At 71.0% G+C, this 13,543-nt stretch carries 13 protein-coding genes; 8 read left to right on the top strand and 5 right to left on the bottom strand.

Annotated elements, in window-relative coordinates; genetic code table 11:
• Positions 1-105: 105 nt before the first annotated feature.
• From ACF66B_RS18895 to ACF66B_RS18865, 7 genes are all read left to right on the top strand, one after another.
• Positions 106-1,332, top strand: a complete 1,227-nt coding sequence (locus ACF66B_RS18895; RefSeq protein ID WP_111430673.1) for an MFS transporter — start codon at positions 106-108, stop codon at positions 1,330-1,332.
• A 126-nt stretch (positions 1,333-1,458) separates the two neighbouring features.
• Positions 1,459-3,546 (top strand): TonB-dependent hemoglobin/transferrin/lactoferrin family receptor, encoded by a 2,088-nt coding sequence (locus tag ACF66B_RS18890; protein ID WP_111430672.1) that lies wholly within the window; start codon positions 1,459-1,461, stop codon positions 3,544-3,546.
• Positions 3,547-3,590: 44 nt separating this feature from the next.
• Positions 3,591-3,899: an antibiotic biosynthesis monooxygenase gene (locus ACF66B_RS18885; protein WP_111430671.1), complete on the top strand. Its 309-nt coding sequence runs from the start codon at positions 3,591-3,593 to the stop codon at positions 3,897-3,899.
• A 172-nt stretch (positions 3,900-4,071) separates the two neighbouring features.
• A complete protein-coding gene (locus ACF66B_RS18880) occupies positions 4,072-5,139 on the top strand; it encodes a ChuX/HutX family heme-like substrate-binding protein (protein ID WP_111430670.1) in 1,068 nt (355 codons plus the stop codon).
• Entirely contained in the window at positions 5,133-6,011 is an 879-nt protein-coding gene (locus ACF66B_RS18875) for an ABC transporter substrate-binding protein (RefSeq protein WP_111430669.1), read from the top strand. Before ACF66B_RS18880 ends, ACF66B_RS18875 begins: the two co-directional genes overlap by 7 nt.
• 1 nt (position 6,012) lies before the next feature.
• Positions 6,013-7,068, top strand: coding sequence for an iron ABC transporter permease (locus tag ACF66B_RS18870; protein WP_111430668.1), 1,056 nt, complete (start codon positions 6,013-6,015; stop codon positions 7,066-7,068).
• Positions 7,061-7,849, top strand: coding sequence for a heme ABC transporter ATP-binding protein (locus ACF66B_RS18865; protein WP_111430667.1), 789 nt, complete (start codon positions 7,061-7,063; stop codon positions 7,847-7,849). Before ACF66B_RS18870 ends, ACF66B_RS18865 begins: the two co-directional genes overlap by 8 nt.
• A gap of 19 nt (positions 7,850-7,868) precedes the next feature.
• Here the strand turns inward: ACF66B_RS18865 and ACF66B_RS18860 are convergent, their stop codons facing one another.
• From ACF66B_RS18860 to ACF66B_RS18850, 3 genes are all read right to left on the bottom strand, one after another.
• Complete coding sequence (locus ACF66B_RS18860; protein WP_111430666.1) at positions 7,869-8,696, bottom strand: transglutaminase family protein; 828 nt, start codon at positions 8,694-8,696, stop codon at positions 7,869-7,871.
• A 156-nt stretch (positions 8,697-8,852) separates the two neighbouring features.
• A complete protein-coding gene (locus ACF66B_RS18855; RefSeq protein WP_111430665.1) occupies positions 8,853-9,242 on the bottom strand; it encodes a rhodanese-like domain-containing protein in 390 nt (129 codons plus the stop codon).
• Between the two features lie 117 nt (positions 9,243-9,359).
• Positions 9,360-10,367, bottom strand: coding sequence for a sugar phosphate isomerase/epimerase family protein (locus tag ACF66B_RS18850; protein WP_392665030.1), 1,008 nt, complete (start codon positions 10,365-10,367; stop codon positions 9,360-9,362).
• 125 nt (positions 10,368-10,492) lie between these two features.
• Between ACF66B_RS18850 and ACF66B_RS18845 the strand changes: the two genes are divergently transcribed.
• Complete coding sequence (locus ACF66B_RS18845; protein WP_111430664.1) at positions 10,493-11,578, top strand: TRAP transporter substrate-binding protein; 1,086 nt, start codon at positions 10,493-10,495, stop codon at positions 11,576-11,578.
• A gap of 7 nt (positions 11,579-11,585) precedes the next feature.
• Here the strand turns inward: ACF66B_RS18845 and ACF66B_RS18840 are convergent, their stop codons facing one another.
• Both ACF66B_RS18840 and ACF66B_RS18835 read right to left on the bottom strand, forming a co-directional pair.
• Positions 11,586-12,773 (bottom strand): acyl-CoA dehydrogenase, encoded by a 1,188-nt coding sequence (locus tag ACF66B_RS18840; protein WP_111430663.1) that lies wholly within the window; start codon positions 12,771-12,773, stop codon positions 11,586-11,588.
• Between the two features lie 92 nt (positions 12,774-12,865).
• Positions 12,866-13,543, bottom strand: a complete 678-nt coding sequence (locus ACF66B_RS18835; RefSeq protein ID WP_111430662.1) for a DnaA N-terminal domain-containing protein — start codon at positions 13,541-13,543, stop codon at positions 12,866-12,868.

Genomic DNA, 13,543 nt, shown 5'->3' with positions numbered 1-13,543 from the left:
GTGAGGGGCTCCCCTTGACCCCGGCGGCGCGACAGGCAAGGTGAACCGGATCAGGCAGGCTCGCACGACACACCGGCCGCCTGCCCGCACATGCGGAGCAACCCCATGACCACCCCGGCCACCCCCGTGGAGACCGATCCGACGTCCGGCCCCGCCATCTCGGGGCGGCTCGTTCTCACCATGGCTGCCGCCTGCGGCCTGATCGCCGCCAATCTCTACTATGCCCAGCCGCTCGCGGGCGAGATCAGCCGTGCGCTCGGCCTCTCCGGCGCCGCCGCGGGCGTGATCGTGACCATGTTCCAGATCGGCTACGGCCTCGGGCTCCTGCTGATCGTCCCGCTCGGCGATATCCTCGAGAAGCGCGGCCTGATCGTCACGAGCCTCGGTCTGCTTGCCGCCGTGCTGCTCGTCGCGGCCGGGACCAGCGGCGCGACACTCTTTCTCGTGGTGGCGCTCCTCATCGGCATGGCCTCGGTCGGCATCCAGGTCATCGTGCCCTTCGCCGCCGATCTCGCCCCGGAGGCCGCACGTGGCCGCGTCGTCGGCCAGGTGATGAGCGGCCTCATGTTCGGGATCATGCTCGCCCGCCCGCTCTCGAGCTTCATCGCCGACATCGCCTCCTGGCGCTGGGTCTTCGGCCTTTCCGCCGTGGCGATGATCGCGCTCGCCTTCACCCTCCGCTCCGCATTGCCCCGTCGCAAACCGGAGCGCCCCCTCTCCTACCGGGCAACGCTCGCCTCGATGGGCCGGCTGGTCCTGAGCGAGCCGCTCCTACGCCGCCGGGCGCTGTACCAGGCCTGTCAGTTCGCGGCCTTCAGCCTGTTCTGGACCGTCACGCCGCTCCTGCTCATGGGGCCGGTCTGGGGCCTCTCCCAGAGCGCGGTCACGCTCTTTGCCCTGGCGGGCGCCGCGGGAGTGGTCTCCGCGCCGATCGCGGGCCGCGTTGCCGATGCGGGCCACGGCGCCGCCGCCACGGCGCTCGGCATGGCCATCGTCGCCGCGGGCTTTCTCATCAGCCACCTCGCACCGGCAGGCACGCCAATGGCCTTCGCGCTCCTCGTTACCGGCGCGATCCTGGTCGACTTCGGCGTGACAATGACCCTCGTGATCGGCCAGCGGGTGATCTACGGCCTCGGCGCCGACAACCGCGCCCGCCTCAACGCGATCTTCATGGCCACGTTCTTCACCGGCGGCGCCATCGGCTCCGCGGCGGGCGCCTGGATCTACGCCCATGGCGGCTGGACGGCGGCATCGCTCGCCGGAGCAGCACTTCCTCTTGCCGCACTCGCCTATTTTGTAGTGAACCGCCGCAGGCGAAGCCGAGAGCCATGATTTGCACCCCGATCAGCGCAGAACAAACTTGACGAAAGAACTCATGTTTATGTAACTGAGGCCGACCGCGCCCCAGCTCCCCGCCAGGAAGCGCACGACGAGACCGAAGTGGCGGGGGTTGAGGACATGAGACTGGGAGTGGGTGCGGCTGCCGCACTGGCCTTGGCGGCAGGAACTTCGGGAGAAACGGGCGCACAGGAGAAACCGGCGCCGGAGGCTCCCCCGGCCGAGACCCTGATCCTCGACCGCATTCTCGTGGACGCCGCGACGCGCGACACCCGGCCGCTCCTCGAAGCCACCGACACCGTCTCGGTGCGCGAGGGCGAGGCGCTCGCCGACCATCAGGCAACCACCTTCGAGGAGCTTATGGACGACATCCCGGGCGTCTCGATCGGCGGCGGCCCGCGCGGCATCTCGCAGGAGCCGAACATCCGCGGCTTCACCGACGACCAGATCGTGCTCCGTTTCGATGGCGGGCGCTTCAACTTCGACCAGGGCCACCGCGGCCGCTTCTTCATCGACCCGGAAGCAATCGAGCGCATCGAGGTGATCCGCGGCGGCGGCTCGACGCTCTACGGCTCAGGCGCCATGGGCGGCGTCATCTCGATCGAGACACGGGACGTGGACAACATGCTCGCCCCGGGCCGGAGCTTCGGCGGCAGGCTGCGCAGCGGCTGGTCCTCGAACGGCGAAACCGGCCAGGCCAGCGCAACGCTCTACGGGCGCGCAGGCCGCTTCGACGCGCTCGGTTTTCTCGGCTGGCAGCCAATGGGCACGGATCTGGAGGACGGCAGCGGCAAGGCCATTCGCGACTCCGAGATCGACGCAACGAACGGCCTCCTGAAGCTCGGTTTCGAACCCGACAGCGCCAACCGCCTCGAGCTCGGCCTCAGCCGCTATCATGACGAAGGCACCACGCCACCCAACGCCAATGCCGCGGCCTCGGTCGACACCAATGTGGCGCGCGAGGCAAATGTGAACACCGTCCGGCTCGGCTGGGATTACACCCCGGCGGCGAATGACCTGATCGACCTCTCGGTGCTCGGCTACTACAACGGCCTCGAGATCTCCGAGGATCGCAACGCCGACGGACGGCTTGACGTGACCGACTACGAGACCTTCGGTTTCGAGGCGGTGAACCGCTCCCGGCTCCACTGGGGCCGCCCCGTCACCTTCGTCTACGGTTTCGAGGCCCTGCGCGACAGCCAGTCGGCCACCCGCGACGACGGCCCCCGCCCGCAGTTCCCCGATGCAACCGCCGTCACCCTCGCCGCCTTCGGCGAAGCGACCATCGCCGTCACCGACAAGCTCGAGATCGTCCCCGGCCTGCGCCTCGACAGCTACGGGCGCGACCCCGACACCGCCGGTCTCGACAGCGTGGACGAGACCTTTCTCTCGCCCCGGATCGGCATCAGCTACCGCCCGACCGAAAGCTGGCAGATCTACGGCAACCTCGCCCGTGCCTTCCGTGCCCCGAGCCTGACCGAGCTCTACAATGATGGCGTGCATTTCGCGATCGACGGATTCGCGCTCGGGCCCGGGCTGACCTTCTCGGGGGTCAACAACTTCGTGCCCAACCCCGACCTCGAGCCGGAAAAGTCCACCCAGCTCGAGCTCGGCACCCGATTCGAGGGCCAGAGCGTGATCCGCTCCGGCGACCGCCTCGCCTTCGGCGTGAACGGCTACTATGCCGATGTCGAGGATTACATCAGCCAGACCGTGACCTTCATGGATTTCGGCACCATCACGCCGGGTGCAGAAGGAATGGTGGTCAGCGGCACCACAACGACGGAGAATGTCGACGCCCGTCTCTGGGGCTTCGAGGCCGAGGCTGAATATGACGCCCGCCTCTGGTATGCAGGCCTCGCGCTCTCGATCCCGCGCGGCGAGGCCAAGGATGGTGGCCCGCTCGGCTCGATCCCGCAGGACCGCCTGACCGCAACCCTCGGCCTCCGCCCGTCCGAGACCTGGGAGCTCGGCACCCGCGCGACCTTCGCGGCGGATCAGGACGATGTGCCCGAAGGCTCCGTCGCGGGCGAGGCCTTCACGGTGGTCGACCTGTTCGCCGCCTGGCGCCCGCAAGCCGGCCCGCTCGAGGGGACCGTCTTCCGCGCCGGCATCGACAACCTCTTCGACGAGACCTACACCATCTACCCGAACGAGCTGCCCCAGCCCGGACGGACCTGGAAGATCTCCGCGGCCGTCACCTTCTGAGGTCGGCTGCGGACCCGAGCGCAAAAGCTAAGGAGAACCCCGAGATGTTCGTCGCCATGAACCGCTTCCGTGTCGCCACCGGCAACGAGGCCGCCTTCGAGGAGGTCTGGCGGAGCCGCAAGACCCGCCTCGACGAGATGGAGGGCTTCGTGGAATTCCACCTTCTGCGCGGCCCCGCCCGTGAGGATCACACCCTCTACGCCTCGCACACGGTCTGGCGCGACGAGGAGGCCTTCCGCGCCTGGACGACCTCCGAACAGTTCCGCGCCGCCCACCGCGATGCCGGCACGCACAAGCCGCTCTACCTCGGCCACCCGGAATTCGAAGGCTTCACATCGGTCGAAGGCCTCTGATCCCCCAAGGCGGCGGCAGGTGCGAGATCCCTGCCTCCGCCTCGTTCCCGATCTCGTTTTCCGGGGTGCCATCCTCACCCGGGAATGCCGCCCCAGCCAAGGCGCACCGCTCCACCCGCGTATGCCCGAGCCAGGCACCGGTCCCGACAGGCCCCCTTTTCGGAGACAGCCCATGACGGACGCCCTCACCATCGACGAGCCTGCAGCGTTGCTCGCCCGCGAGGCCGCCCTGCGTGCCGACGGCCCGGCCCGGCGCATGCGGGATGCCGCGGCGGCGCTCGGCGTGCCCGAAGCCGCGCTGCTCGAGGCCCGCCGGAGCACCGGCGCCGCCCGCAGGCTCGACCCGCGCGACGGCTTCGCCCCGCTCCTCTCCCGGCTCGGTTCGGCCGGCGAGGTGATGGCCCTCACCCGCAACGAGGCCTGCGTCCATGAAACGCGCGGGCCGTACGGCGCGCCCGAGATCTTCGGCGCCATGGGCCAGATCGTGGGCGAGATCGATCTCCGGCTCTTTCTCTCCCACTGGCGCATCGGCTACGCGCTCTGCGAGGAAACCCGCTCCGGCCCCCGCACTAGCCTCCAGTTCTTCGATGCCTCCGGCACCGCGATCCACAAGGTCCATGCCACCCCGGCCACCGACACCGCGGCCTTCGAGACCCTGATCCGGGATTTCACCGACACCGCCGCGGAGCCCGCCCGCTTCGAAGAACCCGCAGGCCCCGCCGCCGAGCAACCCGACGCGGCGATCGACGCCGAAGGCCTCCGCGCCGCCTGGGACGCGCTTGAGCACAGCCATGCCTTCCACGGCCTCCTGCGCCGCTTCGGCGCGGGCCGGGTGCAGGCGCTGCGCCTCGGCGGCCCGGCCCGCGCCCGGCCCGTCGGCACCGGAAGCGCGGGTGAAACCCTCCGCCGCGCCGCGGCCGAGGCGCTGCCCCTGATGATCTTTACCGGCAACCCCGGCTGCGTGCAGATCCACTCCGGTCCTGTCTGCCGCATCGAAACCATGGGCCCCTGGCTCAACGTGCTCGATCCGCGCTTCAACCTGCACCTGCGCGAAGACCGCATCGCCTCGGCCTGGGTGGTTCGCAAGCCCTCGCGCCGCGGCGACATCCACTCGCTCGAACTCTTCGACGCCGCCGGCGAGATCATCTGCCAGATCTTCGGCGAGCGCCCGCCCGGCGGCACGGAGCGCGCGGACTGGCGCGCGCTTGCCACGGGCCTCCCGGACGCGGCCTCATGCTGACACGGCGCCAGACCCTCCTCCTCGCAGCCGCCTGCGGCGCCGTGGCCGGGCTCGCGGCGGCGCGCGCCCATGCTGCGGCGCCCGGCCGCGTGCTCGTCCTCGGCGGCGATCTCGCCGAGATCGCCTTCGCCCTCGGCGCCGGCAGCACGGTGATCGCCACCGACGACACCGCCCTCTGGCCCCCGGAGGCCGCCGCGCTCCCGAAGGTCGGCTACCTGCGTCGCATCTCCGCCGAAGGCGTGCTCTCGCTCCTGCCCGACCTCGTCCTTGCAAACCCCGGCGCGGGGCCCCGGACCGCGCTCGACCAGATCGCCGCCGCGGGCGTCCGCGTGGAAACCGGCCCGGAGGGCGAGAGTGCCGACATCGTCCCGGCCAAGATCGCCTTCATGGGCCGCGCGCTAGACCGCGCGGCGGCGGCCGAAACCTGCGCCGCCCGCTTCGAGGCCGAAATGGCCCGCACCGAGGCCGCCCTCGCCCCGCTCGACAGCCGGCCCCGCGTGCTCTTCCTGATATCGCTCGCGGGCGGAACCCCGATCGCGGCCGGAACCGGAACCGCCGCCGACGCCATGATCGGGCTTGCCCACGGCACCAACGCCGCCGCCGCATTCGCCGGCTACAAGCCCGTCTCGGCCGAAGCCGCCATCGGCCTTGCGCCCGACGTGCTGCTCCTGCCCGACCATGCCCTCGAGGGCTACGAAAGCCCCGAAACCGCCGTCCGCGCCGCGGGGCTCGGCGCGACTCCCGCCGGCCGCGAGGGCCGGGTCGTGGTGATGGATGGCCTGCGCCTCCTCGGCTTCGGCCTCCGCACCCCGCAGGCGGTCGCGGAGCTTGCCCGCGCCCTCCACCCCGATGCGGCTCTCGAAGGGCTCTGAGATGGACGCCTCCCTCCCCGCGGTCCCGGCCCGGCGCGGCTGGCCGCGCGCCAGCTGGATCCTCCTGGCCTTCGCCGCAGCCACCCTCCTGCTCGCGCTCGCGGGCCTCGCCCTCGGCCCGGTGCGCCTCGGCCCCGGCGAGGTGCTCTCGGCCCTCGCCGGCCAGGGCGATCCGCGCGCCGAAGCGATCGTCGGCGGCATTCGCGCCCCACGCGTCGCCCTCGCCGCCGCGGTGGGCGCCGGGCTCGCCCTCTCGGGCACCGCGCTTCAGGGGGTTCTGCGCAACCCGCTCGCCGATCCCGGCCTCATCGGCGTCACCGCGGGCGGTGCCCTGGGCGCGGTGGGCGCGATCGTCCTCGGCGGCACCCTGGCCGCCACCCTCCCCGCGCCGCTCCGCCCCTGGCTCCTGCCGATCGCGGCCTTCCTCGGCGCTGGTGCGGCAACCGCCTTCGTCTTCAGCCTCGCCCGCCGCGGCGGCGGCATCCACGCCGCGACCCTCATCCTCGCCGGTGTCGCGGTCAACGCCATCGCGGGCGCCGTGATCGGCCTCATGATCTACGCCAGCACCGACACTCAGCTCCGCGATCTCACCTTCTGGACCATGGGCGGCCTCGGCGGTGCCAACTGGCAGGTGGCGGGGATCGCCACCGCCTGCATCGCCGTCGCGCTCGTCGGCCTCATCCGCCTCGCCCGCGCCCTCGATCTGCTCCAGCTCGGCGAACGCGCCGCCTGGACCTCGGGCCTCGAGGTCGAGCGGGTGAAACGCGCCGCGGGACTCTGGTCGGCGCTCGCCGTCGGGGCGGGCACTGCTGTTGCCGGGCCGATCGGCTTCATCGGGCTTGTCGCCCCCCACCTCGCCCGGCTCTGCGTCGGCCATGGCCACCGCCTGCTTGCCCCCGCCGCGGCGCTGCTCGGCGCGGCGCTCCTGCTTGCCGCCGATCTCGCCGTGCGGCTCGTGGTCCCGCCCGCCGAGCCGCCGGTCGGGCTTGCCACCGCCCTCATCGGTGGACCGTTCTTTCTCTGGCTGCTGCTCGCGCGGATCCGCCGCGATGCTTGAGGCCTGCGGCATCACGCTCATGCGGGGCGGGCGCGCGGTGCTCGACGACCTCGCGCTCACCCTCCGCCCCGGCGAATGCACCGCGCTCGTCGGGCCCAACGGGGCGGGCAAGTCGAGCCTTCTCGCCGTCCTTTCGGGCGAGCTTGCTCCGGCACGCGGCCGCGTCACCCTCGCGGGCCGCCCGCTTTCGGCGCTCGGCGCCGCCGGCCTCGCCAAAGCCCGCGCCGTGCTCGAACAGGCCCCGAGCCTCTCCGCGCCCTTTCCCGTCGCCGAGCTTGTGGCGCTCGGCATGGCCGCCGTCCCGCGCGCCACGATCGACGAGCATGCGCTCGCGGCCCGGGCCATGACAGCGGTGGGCATCGCGCATCTCGCCGCCCGTCCAGCGAACCGGCTTTCGGGCGGCGAGCGCGCCCGCGCCCACCTCGCCCGCGTCCTCGCCCAGCTCTGGGCGGGGCGCACCGCAGGCGGCGGGCATTTCCTCATGCTCGACGAGCCGACGGCCAGCCTCGATCTCGCCCATCAGGTCGGGGTCATGACCGCGGCGCGCCGCGAGCGGGATGCGGGCACGGGCGTGCTCGTCGTCCTCCATGATCTCAACCTCGCCGCCGCCTTCGCCGACCGTGTCGTGCTGCTCTCGGACGGCCGGATCGCGGCCGAAGGTCCACCCTCCGCCGTCTTCCGCAGCGAAACCCTGAGCAGGGTCTACGGCACGCCCGTTGCGGTGGAGCGGGGCCACCGCGGCGCGCTCCGGATCGGCCTCGACCTGCCCCCCGCGGCCTGAGCCCCTCCCCTGCCCCGGATCAGCGCGCCGAGATGCGCACGTCGTAGTCGAGCGTCGACTGCACGCCATCGCCATAGAACCCGCCCTCGAGCGGCATGGTCGCGGCCTGCTCCGGCGCGGCGCAGAGCGCCACATGCCCGTCCGTGACGGGGCGCCCATGCGTCGGGTCATAGCCGCGCCAGCCCGCCCCCGGCAGCCAGACCTCCGGCCAGGCATGCAGATGGCGCTTTTCGTCGGGGCTCTCGGCATGCGCCTGATAGCCGCTCGCAAAGCGGGCCGGAATGCCGAGGCTGCGGCAGGCCGCCATGAAGAGCAGGGAAAGATCGCGGCAGGCGCCCCGGCGCGAGGCGAGCGTCAGCACCGCCTCATGCGCCATGCCCTCCGGCCGGATCTGCCTTTCGGTATTGCGGCAGAGCGTCTCGTTCAGGAGATCGAGAAAGCGCGGCGCCGCGCCGTCCGCCTCCGCCGCGAGATCCGCCGCAAAGGCCCGAACCGGCGCCTCGATCCCGGAAGCCTCGAGATAGGCCCCGAGCGAATCCCCCGGCTCGACCGGCCAGGGCAGGCGCGGCATCCGTGCCGAAACCGGGGCCTGCGGCTGCACGGTCTCGATCTCGAACCGGCTCACGAGGCGGAAATCATCGGTCTGCCCGTCGAACTCCACCAGCGTGACGCGATTGCCCCAGAGATCGGACACCTCGCGCCGGAGCCTCGGTGCCGGCGTGATCTCGAGGCTCTGCGCCAGCAGCCGTCCGGCATCCGTCCGCGGCGTCATCCGCAGCACATGCGGCGTCAGCCGGACGGGAGCGGAATACCGGTAGCGGGTTTCATGGAAGACCGAAAATCGCATCGCTTGCCTTTCAGGGCGGCGGAGCGGGCGCGCCGGTCCGCCGTCATGGTCCGTGCGGAGAGGCCAGCGCCTCCCCCCGGCGTGCGGACCTTCCGCGCGCCGGGGGCGATGTTAGCGAGCCCGCAGCGATCCGGCCAGCCGCCCGATCCCGGTGCCTCAGACCGCCGCCCGGGTCGCGACATGCACCGGAGCACCGGTCGCCATGTCCGTCCCGGTGTAGGGCCGCCCCGCCTCCTTCCAGGCGCCGAACCCTCCGGCCATATGCGCCACCGGCGCGATCCCCGCCCTGAGACAGGCCCGCACCACCTTTTCCGAACGCATGCCGGAGCCGCAATGGAACACCAGCCGCTTGCCCTGCTGCGAGGGCAGCCGGTCGGCCCGGAAAAACGCCATCGGCATCAGCAGCGATCCCTCGATATGCTCGAACATGTATTCCTGCGGTGTGCGCACATCGATGAGCGCGATCTCCCCGGCCTCGAGGGCGCGGGCCACCTCGTCGACGGTCCAGGTCTCGAGGGCGCCTTCAGGGGTGTCTTCGGTCAGCATCTTGGTCTCCTCAACGGCGGCCGGTCCTGATTCCGGCCCTCGCCCGAACCCTAGGCGAGCCCGCCGGCGCAGGCCATCCGCAAACCCCACTCCATGCCCGTAAAATACCCGTGTGCCCTAGCTCGCCCCCGAGTCCAGCGCCGCCGCGATGAACCGCGCCCCCGCCTCCGCACCGGCCTCGGCATCGCGCGCCCGCTCCCACTCGTAGACCGCCCAGCCGTCGAAGCCATGCGCCGCCAGCCGCGCAACGACCGCGCCGAGATCCGCGTCCCCCTCCCCCGGCGCCCGAAACGCGCCCGCCCGCCGGCCCCAGGGCAGGAAGCCTCCGAAATAGCCCGTGCGCCCGTCGGGCCGCACCGCCGCGTCCTTCACGTGAAACATCCCGATCCGCGCATGATAGATCTCGACGAAGGCCGCGGGCGGGATCCCCTGCAGCACCAGATGGGAGGGATCGAGCAGGATTCCCGCCCGCCGGTGCCCGCCGACCGCCTCGAGAAACATCTCCCAGCTCGCCCCGTCATGGAGATCGGTGCCGGGATGGATCTCGAAGCAGAGATCGACGCCCTCGCGCTCGAAGACATCGAGGATCGGCCGCCAACGCCGCGCCAGCTCCGCAAAGCCCTCGGCGATCATCCCTTCCGTCCAGCGCGGGAAGGGATAGAGATGCGGCCAGAGCAGCGCCCCCGACAACGTGCCGTGCCGCGCGAGCCCGAGCCGCCGCGAGGCCCGCGCCGCCCGCCCAAGCAATTCCGCGGCCCACCCTGCCCAGGCCTCCAGCCGGCCACGCAGGGCCGCCGGTGCGGCCGCCGCAAGCTGCGCCGCCTGCGCCGGATGAACCGCAACGAGCTGGCCGGCAAGATGCGAGGTGAGCTCGCTGATCTCCAGCCCCAGCCCGGCCAGCCGCCCGCGCAGCTCGTCGCAATAGGTGTCGCTCTCCGCGGCAAGGCCGAGATCGAGGAGCCGCGCATCCCAGGTCGGGATCTGGACTGCGCGATAGCCTTTCCCCGCCGCCCAGGCGCCGAGCCCCTCCAGCGTGTCGAAGGGCGGCTCCGCGCCCGCGAACTGCGCCAGCGCAAGCCCCGGCCCCCGGATCCCGCGTGCCCGCTCCAACCCGCCTGCCATCATCAGTGCTTCCCTCCCGCGCGCCGCCGGCCCCAGCGCGCGCCGCTCACGCCCCTCCGCGCAACACCCGCTCCCCCACACCTATAGTGCGCCGCAATGTGTTTCCCCGAAAGGCCGGAGCCGATTTCATGTCCCAATCGCCCCCCTCTTCCTTCTGTGGCAAACCCCACTACCGCCCGCTCACCCGGCGCGGGGCCTGCGGGTTGATCGGCGCCATGCTTGCGGCCCCCCCCGTCATCGGTCAGGTCACCGCGCCGGAGGTGACCCTGCGGTTTCACCATTTCCTCCCGGCAAATTCCAACATCCAGCGCGAGGTCATCGCGCCCTGGATCCGCGAGATCGCCCGGCAGTCCGACGGAAGGCTCGCGATCGAGGTCCACCCCGCCATGTCGCTCGGCGGAGCCGCACAGGATCTCGCACGCCAGGTCGAAAGTGGCGATGTGGACATCGCGCTCACCCTGCCCCAGTACACGCCCGGCCGCTTTCCGGTCGCCGAGACGCCGAGCCAACCCTTCATGATGACCTCGGCCGCGGCGACCTCCCGCGCGCTCTACCGGCTGATGCAGGAAGCCGGGCGGGCCGAATACCATCACACCCATCCCCTTGCCTTCTTCGTCGATGCTCCCGGCCAACTCCACACCGCGACGCGGCAGGTCTCGCGCCTCACCGATCTGCGCGGGCTGCGCCTGCGCATGCCGAGCCAGGCCCTCGGCGATCTCCTGGGCCCGCTCGGGATCGAGCCCCGGTTCTTCCCGGTCACCGATCTTGCCGGCGCGCTTCAGCGCGACCAGATCGACGGCAGCTGCCTCACGGCGGAAATCGTCACGACACTCGGGCTCGAAACCGCCCTCCCCTTCCATTGCGCGATCAACGCAGAGGGCCGCGGGCTCTACACCTCCTCCGCCGCCGTCCTGATGAACCGCGCGCGCTACGCCCGGCTGCCAGCCGACCTGCGGGAGGTGATCGACGCCAACAGCGGCGAGGAGATCTCGGTCCGGATCGGCCGGGTGCTCGACCGCTTCGAAACCGCGGCGAACGCGACCCTGCGGGCCGCCGGTCAGACCATCAGCGAGCTGCCGGAGGCCGAGGCCCAACTGCTGCGCGCGGCGGCCGTGCCGCTGCACGCAGCCTGGATCCGGACGCTCGATGCATCCGGCTACGACGGCGCCGCGATCTTCGCCCGCTACGAAGAGCTTCTGGGCGCAGCCGTCTGAGACCGGATCAGAAAAAGGCCTGCAGCCCGGTCTGCGCCCGCCCCAGAATGAGCGCGTGCACGTCATGCGCGCCCTCATACGTGTTGACGGTTTCCAGATTGACCATGTGCCGCATGACCGGAAACTCGTCGGAAATTCCGTTGCCTCCGTGCATGTCCCGCGCCATCCGGGCAATCTCGAGCGCCTTGCCGCAGTTGTTGCGCTTGACGAGAGAGATCATCTCCGGCGCCATCCGTCCCTCCTCGAACAGCCGGCCGACGCGAAGAGCCGCCTGCAGCCCGAGGCTGATCTCGGTCATCATGTCGGCAAGCTTCTTCTGGAAAAGCTGTGTCTGGGCGAGTGGCTTGCCGAACTGCTTGCGGTCGAGCCCGTAGGTGCGCGCCGCGTGCCAGCAGGCTTCCGCGGCTCCCATCGCGCCCCAGGCGATACCGTAGCGCGCGCGGTTGAGACAACCGAACGGGCCGCCGAGACCCTCGGCGCCCGGCAGCAGCGCATCCTCCCCGACCTCGACGTTCTCCAGCACGATTTCGCCGGTGACCGAGGCGCGCAGGCTGAGCTTGCCCTCGATCTTGGGCGCGCTGAGCCCCTTCATCCCCTTCTCGAGCACGAAGCCGCGGATCTTGCCGTCATGGGCTTCCGACTTTGCCCAGACGACGAAGACATCCGCGATCGGACTGTTGGTGATCCACATCTTCGCGCCGTTGAGGCGATAGCCGTCGGCGGTCTTCACCGCGCGCGTCTTCATGCCGCCCGGGTCCGAGCCCGCATCGGGTTCGGTCAGGCCGAAGCAGCCGATCCATTCGCCGGTCGCAAGCTTCGGCAGGTACTTCGCCCGCTGCGCGTCCGAGCCATAGGCATGGATCGGAAACATCACGAGGCTCGACTGCACGCTCATCATGCTGCGATAGCCCGAATCGACCCGCTCGATCTCGCGGGCGGCAAGCCCGTAGCTCACATAGCCCGCGCCGACCCCGCCGAATTCCTCGGGGATCGTGACGCCCAGCAACCCGAGCTCGCCCATCTCCGCAAAGATCGCCGGATCCGTCGTTTCGGTCCGATACGCCTCGCGCACACGCGGCGCGAGCCGATCCTGGGCATAGCTCCGGGCGGTGTCGCGGATCATCCGCTCTTCCTCGGTCAGCTGAAGCTCGAGGAGGAAGGGATCGTCCCATTGCAGGATGTTCTTCTGGGTCATCGTGGCGGCTCCCTGATCGCAGTCCGCCTCATTTCGCCTATCAGCGCGGGAAGCGCCAGAGCAGAGATCGGTCGAGAGCCCCCCTGCCCGGCTCAGCCGGTGATGCGGACCGTGCGCACCGAAGGATCGAGCCGCGCCGCGGCCACCGCAAGCCGCACCTTGAGATGCGCCTCGACATAGCTTGCGTGGAAGCGCGTCGGGGCCGCGAGGGTCAGGCAACCGGCCTCGAGCTCGACCTCCTGAAGGGTATGGAACCACGCGGCATAGGTCGTCGGATCGTCCTGATGCAGCATTCCTTGAATGCGCGACCAGAGACTGCCGTCCGTCTCGGGCGCCGGCACCGCACGAAGCGGCACCACATTGTCCGCGGCTTCGGGCGCGGCACGCCCGCTCAACCGCTCGACAAAATCGGGCCCGATGTTCGGCCAGGCCGGTCGGGTGTCCTCGAGCATGCGCGCAAGGTCGAGCCCGTAGCTGCTCACCCGCCCCCGCGCCCCCTGCCGCTTCAGCACCAGCCAGCCCTTCGCCCGCAGCCGGGCCATCTCGCGCTTGACGGTGCGCTCGTCCACACACCACAGGCGGGCGATCTCGGTCTGTCCGACGGAAAGCTCGTCCCGCTGCCAGTTGTAGCGGCTGGTGACGAGTGCCATGAGGCGGAGAACCTGTTTCTGACAGGAGGGATCGAGCGAAAGCGCATGCGCCATGAGCGCGGAGAGGATATCGTATTTCCGCGATGCGGCCTCGCGGCCCACGGGCCGTGGGAGCTGCAT

Source organism: Amaricoccus sp. B4, assembly GCF_043226085.1.
GTDB lineage: Bacteria > Pseudomonadota > Alphaproteobacteria > Rhodobacterales > Rhodobacteraceae > Amaricoccus.
Note: the sequence above shows the minus strand (reverse complement) of the source record. Positions and strands in the feature narration are given on the sequence as shown.

What these genes read in the sequence shown, in the direction of transcription:
- ACF66B_RS18860 (WP_111430666.1), bottom strand. Translation starts at nt 8,696, where the DNA reads ATGCGATTTTCGGTCTTCCATGAAACCCGCTACCGGTATTCCGCTCCC.
- ACF66B_RS18835 (WP_111430662.1), bottom strand. Translation starts at nt 13,543, where the DNA reads ATGCAGCTCCCACGGCCCGTGGGCCGCGAGGCCGCATCGCGGAAATAC.
- ACF66B_RS18875 (WP_111430669.1), top strand. Translation starts at nt 5,133, where the DNA reads ATGCTGACACGGCGCCAGACCCTCCTCCTCGCAGCCGCCTGCGGCGCC.
- ACF66B_RS18865 (WP_111430667.1), top strand. Translation starts at nt 7,061, where the DNA reads ATGCTTGAGGCCTGCGGCATCACGCTCATGCGGGGCGGGCGCGCGGTG.
- ACF66B_RS18845 (WP_111430664.1), top strand. Translation starts at nt 10,493, where the DNA reads ATGTCCCAATCGCCCCCCTCTTCCTTCTGTGGCAAACCCCACTACCGC.
- ACF66B_RS18880 (WP_111430670.1), top strand. Translation starts at nt 4,072, where the DNA reads ATGACGGACGCCCTCACCATCGACGAGCCTGCAGCGTTGCTCGCCCGC.
- ACF66B_RS18870 (WP_111430668.1), top strand. Translation starts at nt 6,013, where the DNA reads ATGGACGCCTCCCTCCCCGCGGTCCCGGCCCGGCGCGGCTGGCCGCGC.
- ACF66B_RS18895 (WP_111430673.1), top strand. Translation starts at nt 106, where the DNA reads ATGACCACCCCGGCCACCCCCGTGGAGACCGATCCGACGTCCGGCCCC.
- ACF66B_RS18890 (WP_111430672.1), top strand. Translation starts at nt 1,459, where the DNA reads ATGAGACTGGGAGTGGGTGCGGCTGCCGCACTGGCCTTGGCGGCAGGA.
- ACF66B_RS18850 (WP_392665030.1), bottom strand. Translation starts at nt 10,367, where the DNA reads ATGATGGCAGGCGGGTTGGAGCGGGCACGCGGGATCCGGGGGCCGGGG.
- ACF66B_RS18885 (WP_111430671.1), top strand. Translation starts at nt 3,591, where the DNA reads ATGTTCGTCGCCATGAACCGCTTCCGTGTCGCCACCGGCAACGAGGCC.
- ACF66B_RS18840 (WP_111430663.1), bottom strand. Translation starts at nt 12,773, where the DNA reads ATGACCCAGAAGAACATCCTGCAATGGGACGATCCCTTCCTCCTCGAG.
- ACF66B_RS18855 (WP_111430665.1), bottom strand. Translation starts at nt 9,242, where the DNA reads ATGCTGACCGAAGACACCCCTGAAGGCGCCCTCGAGACCTGGACCGTC.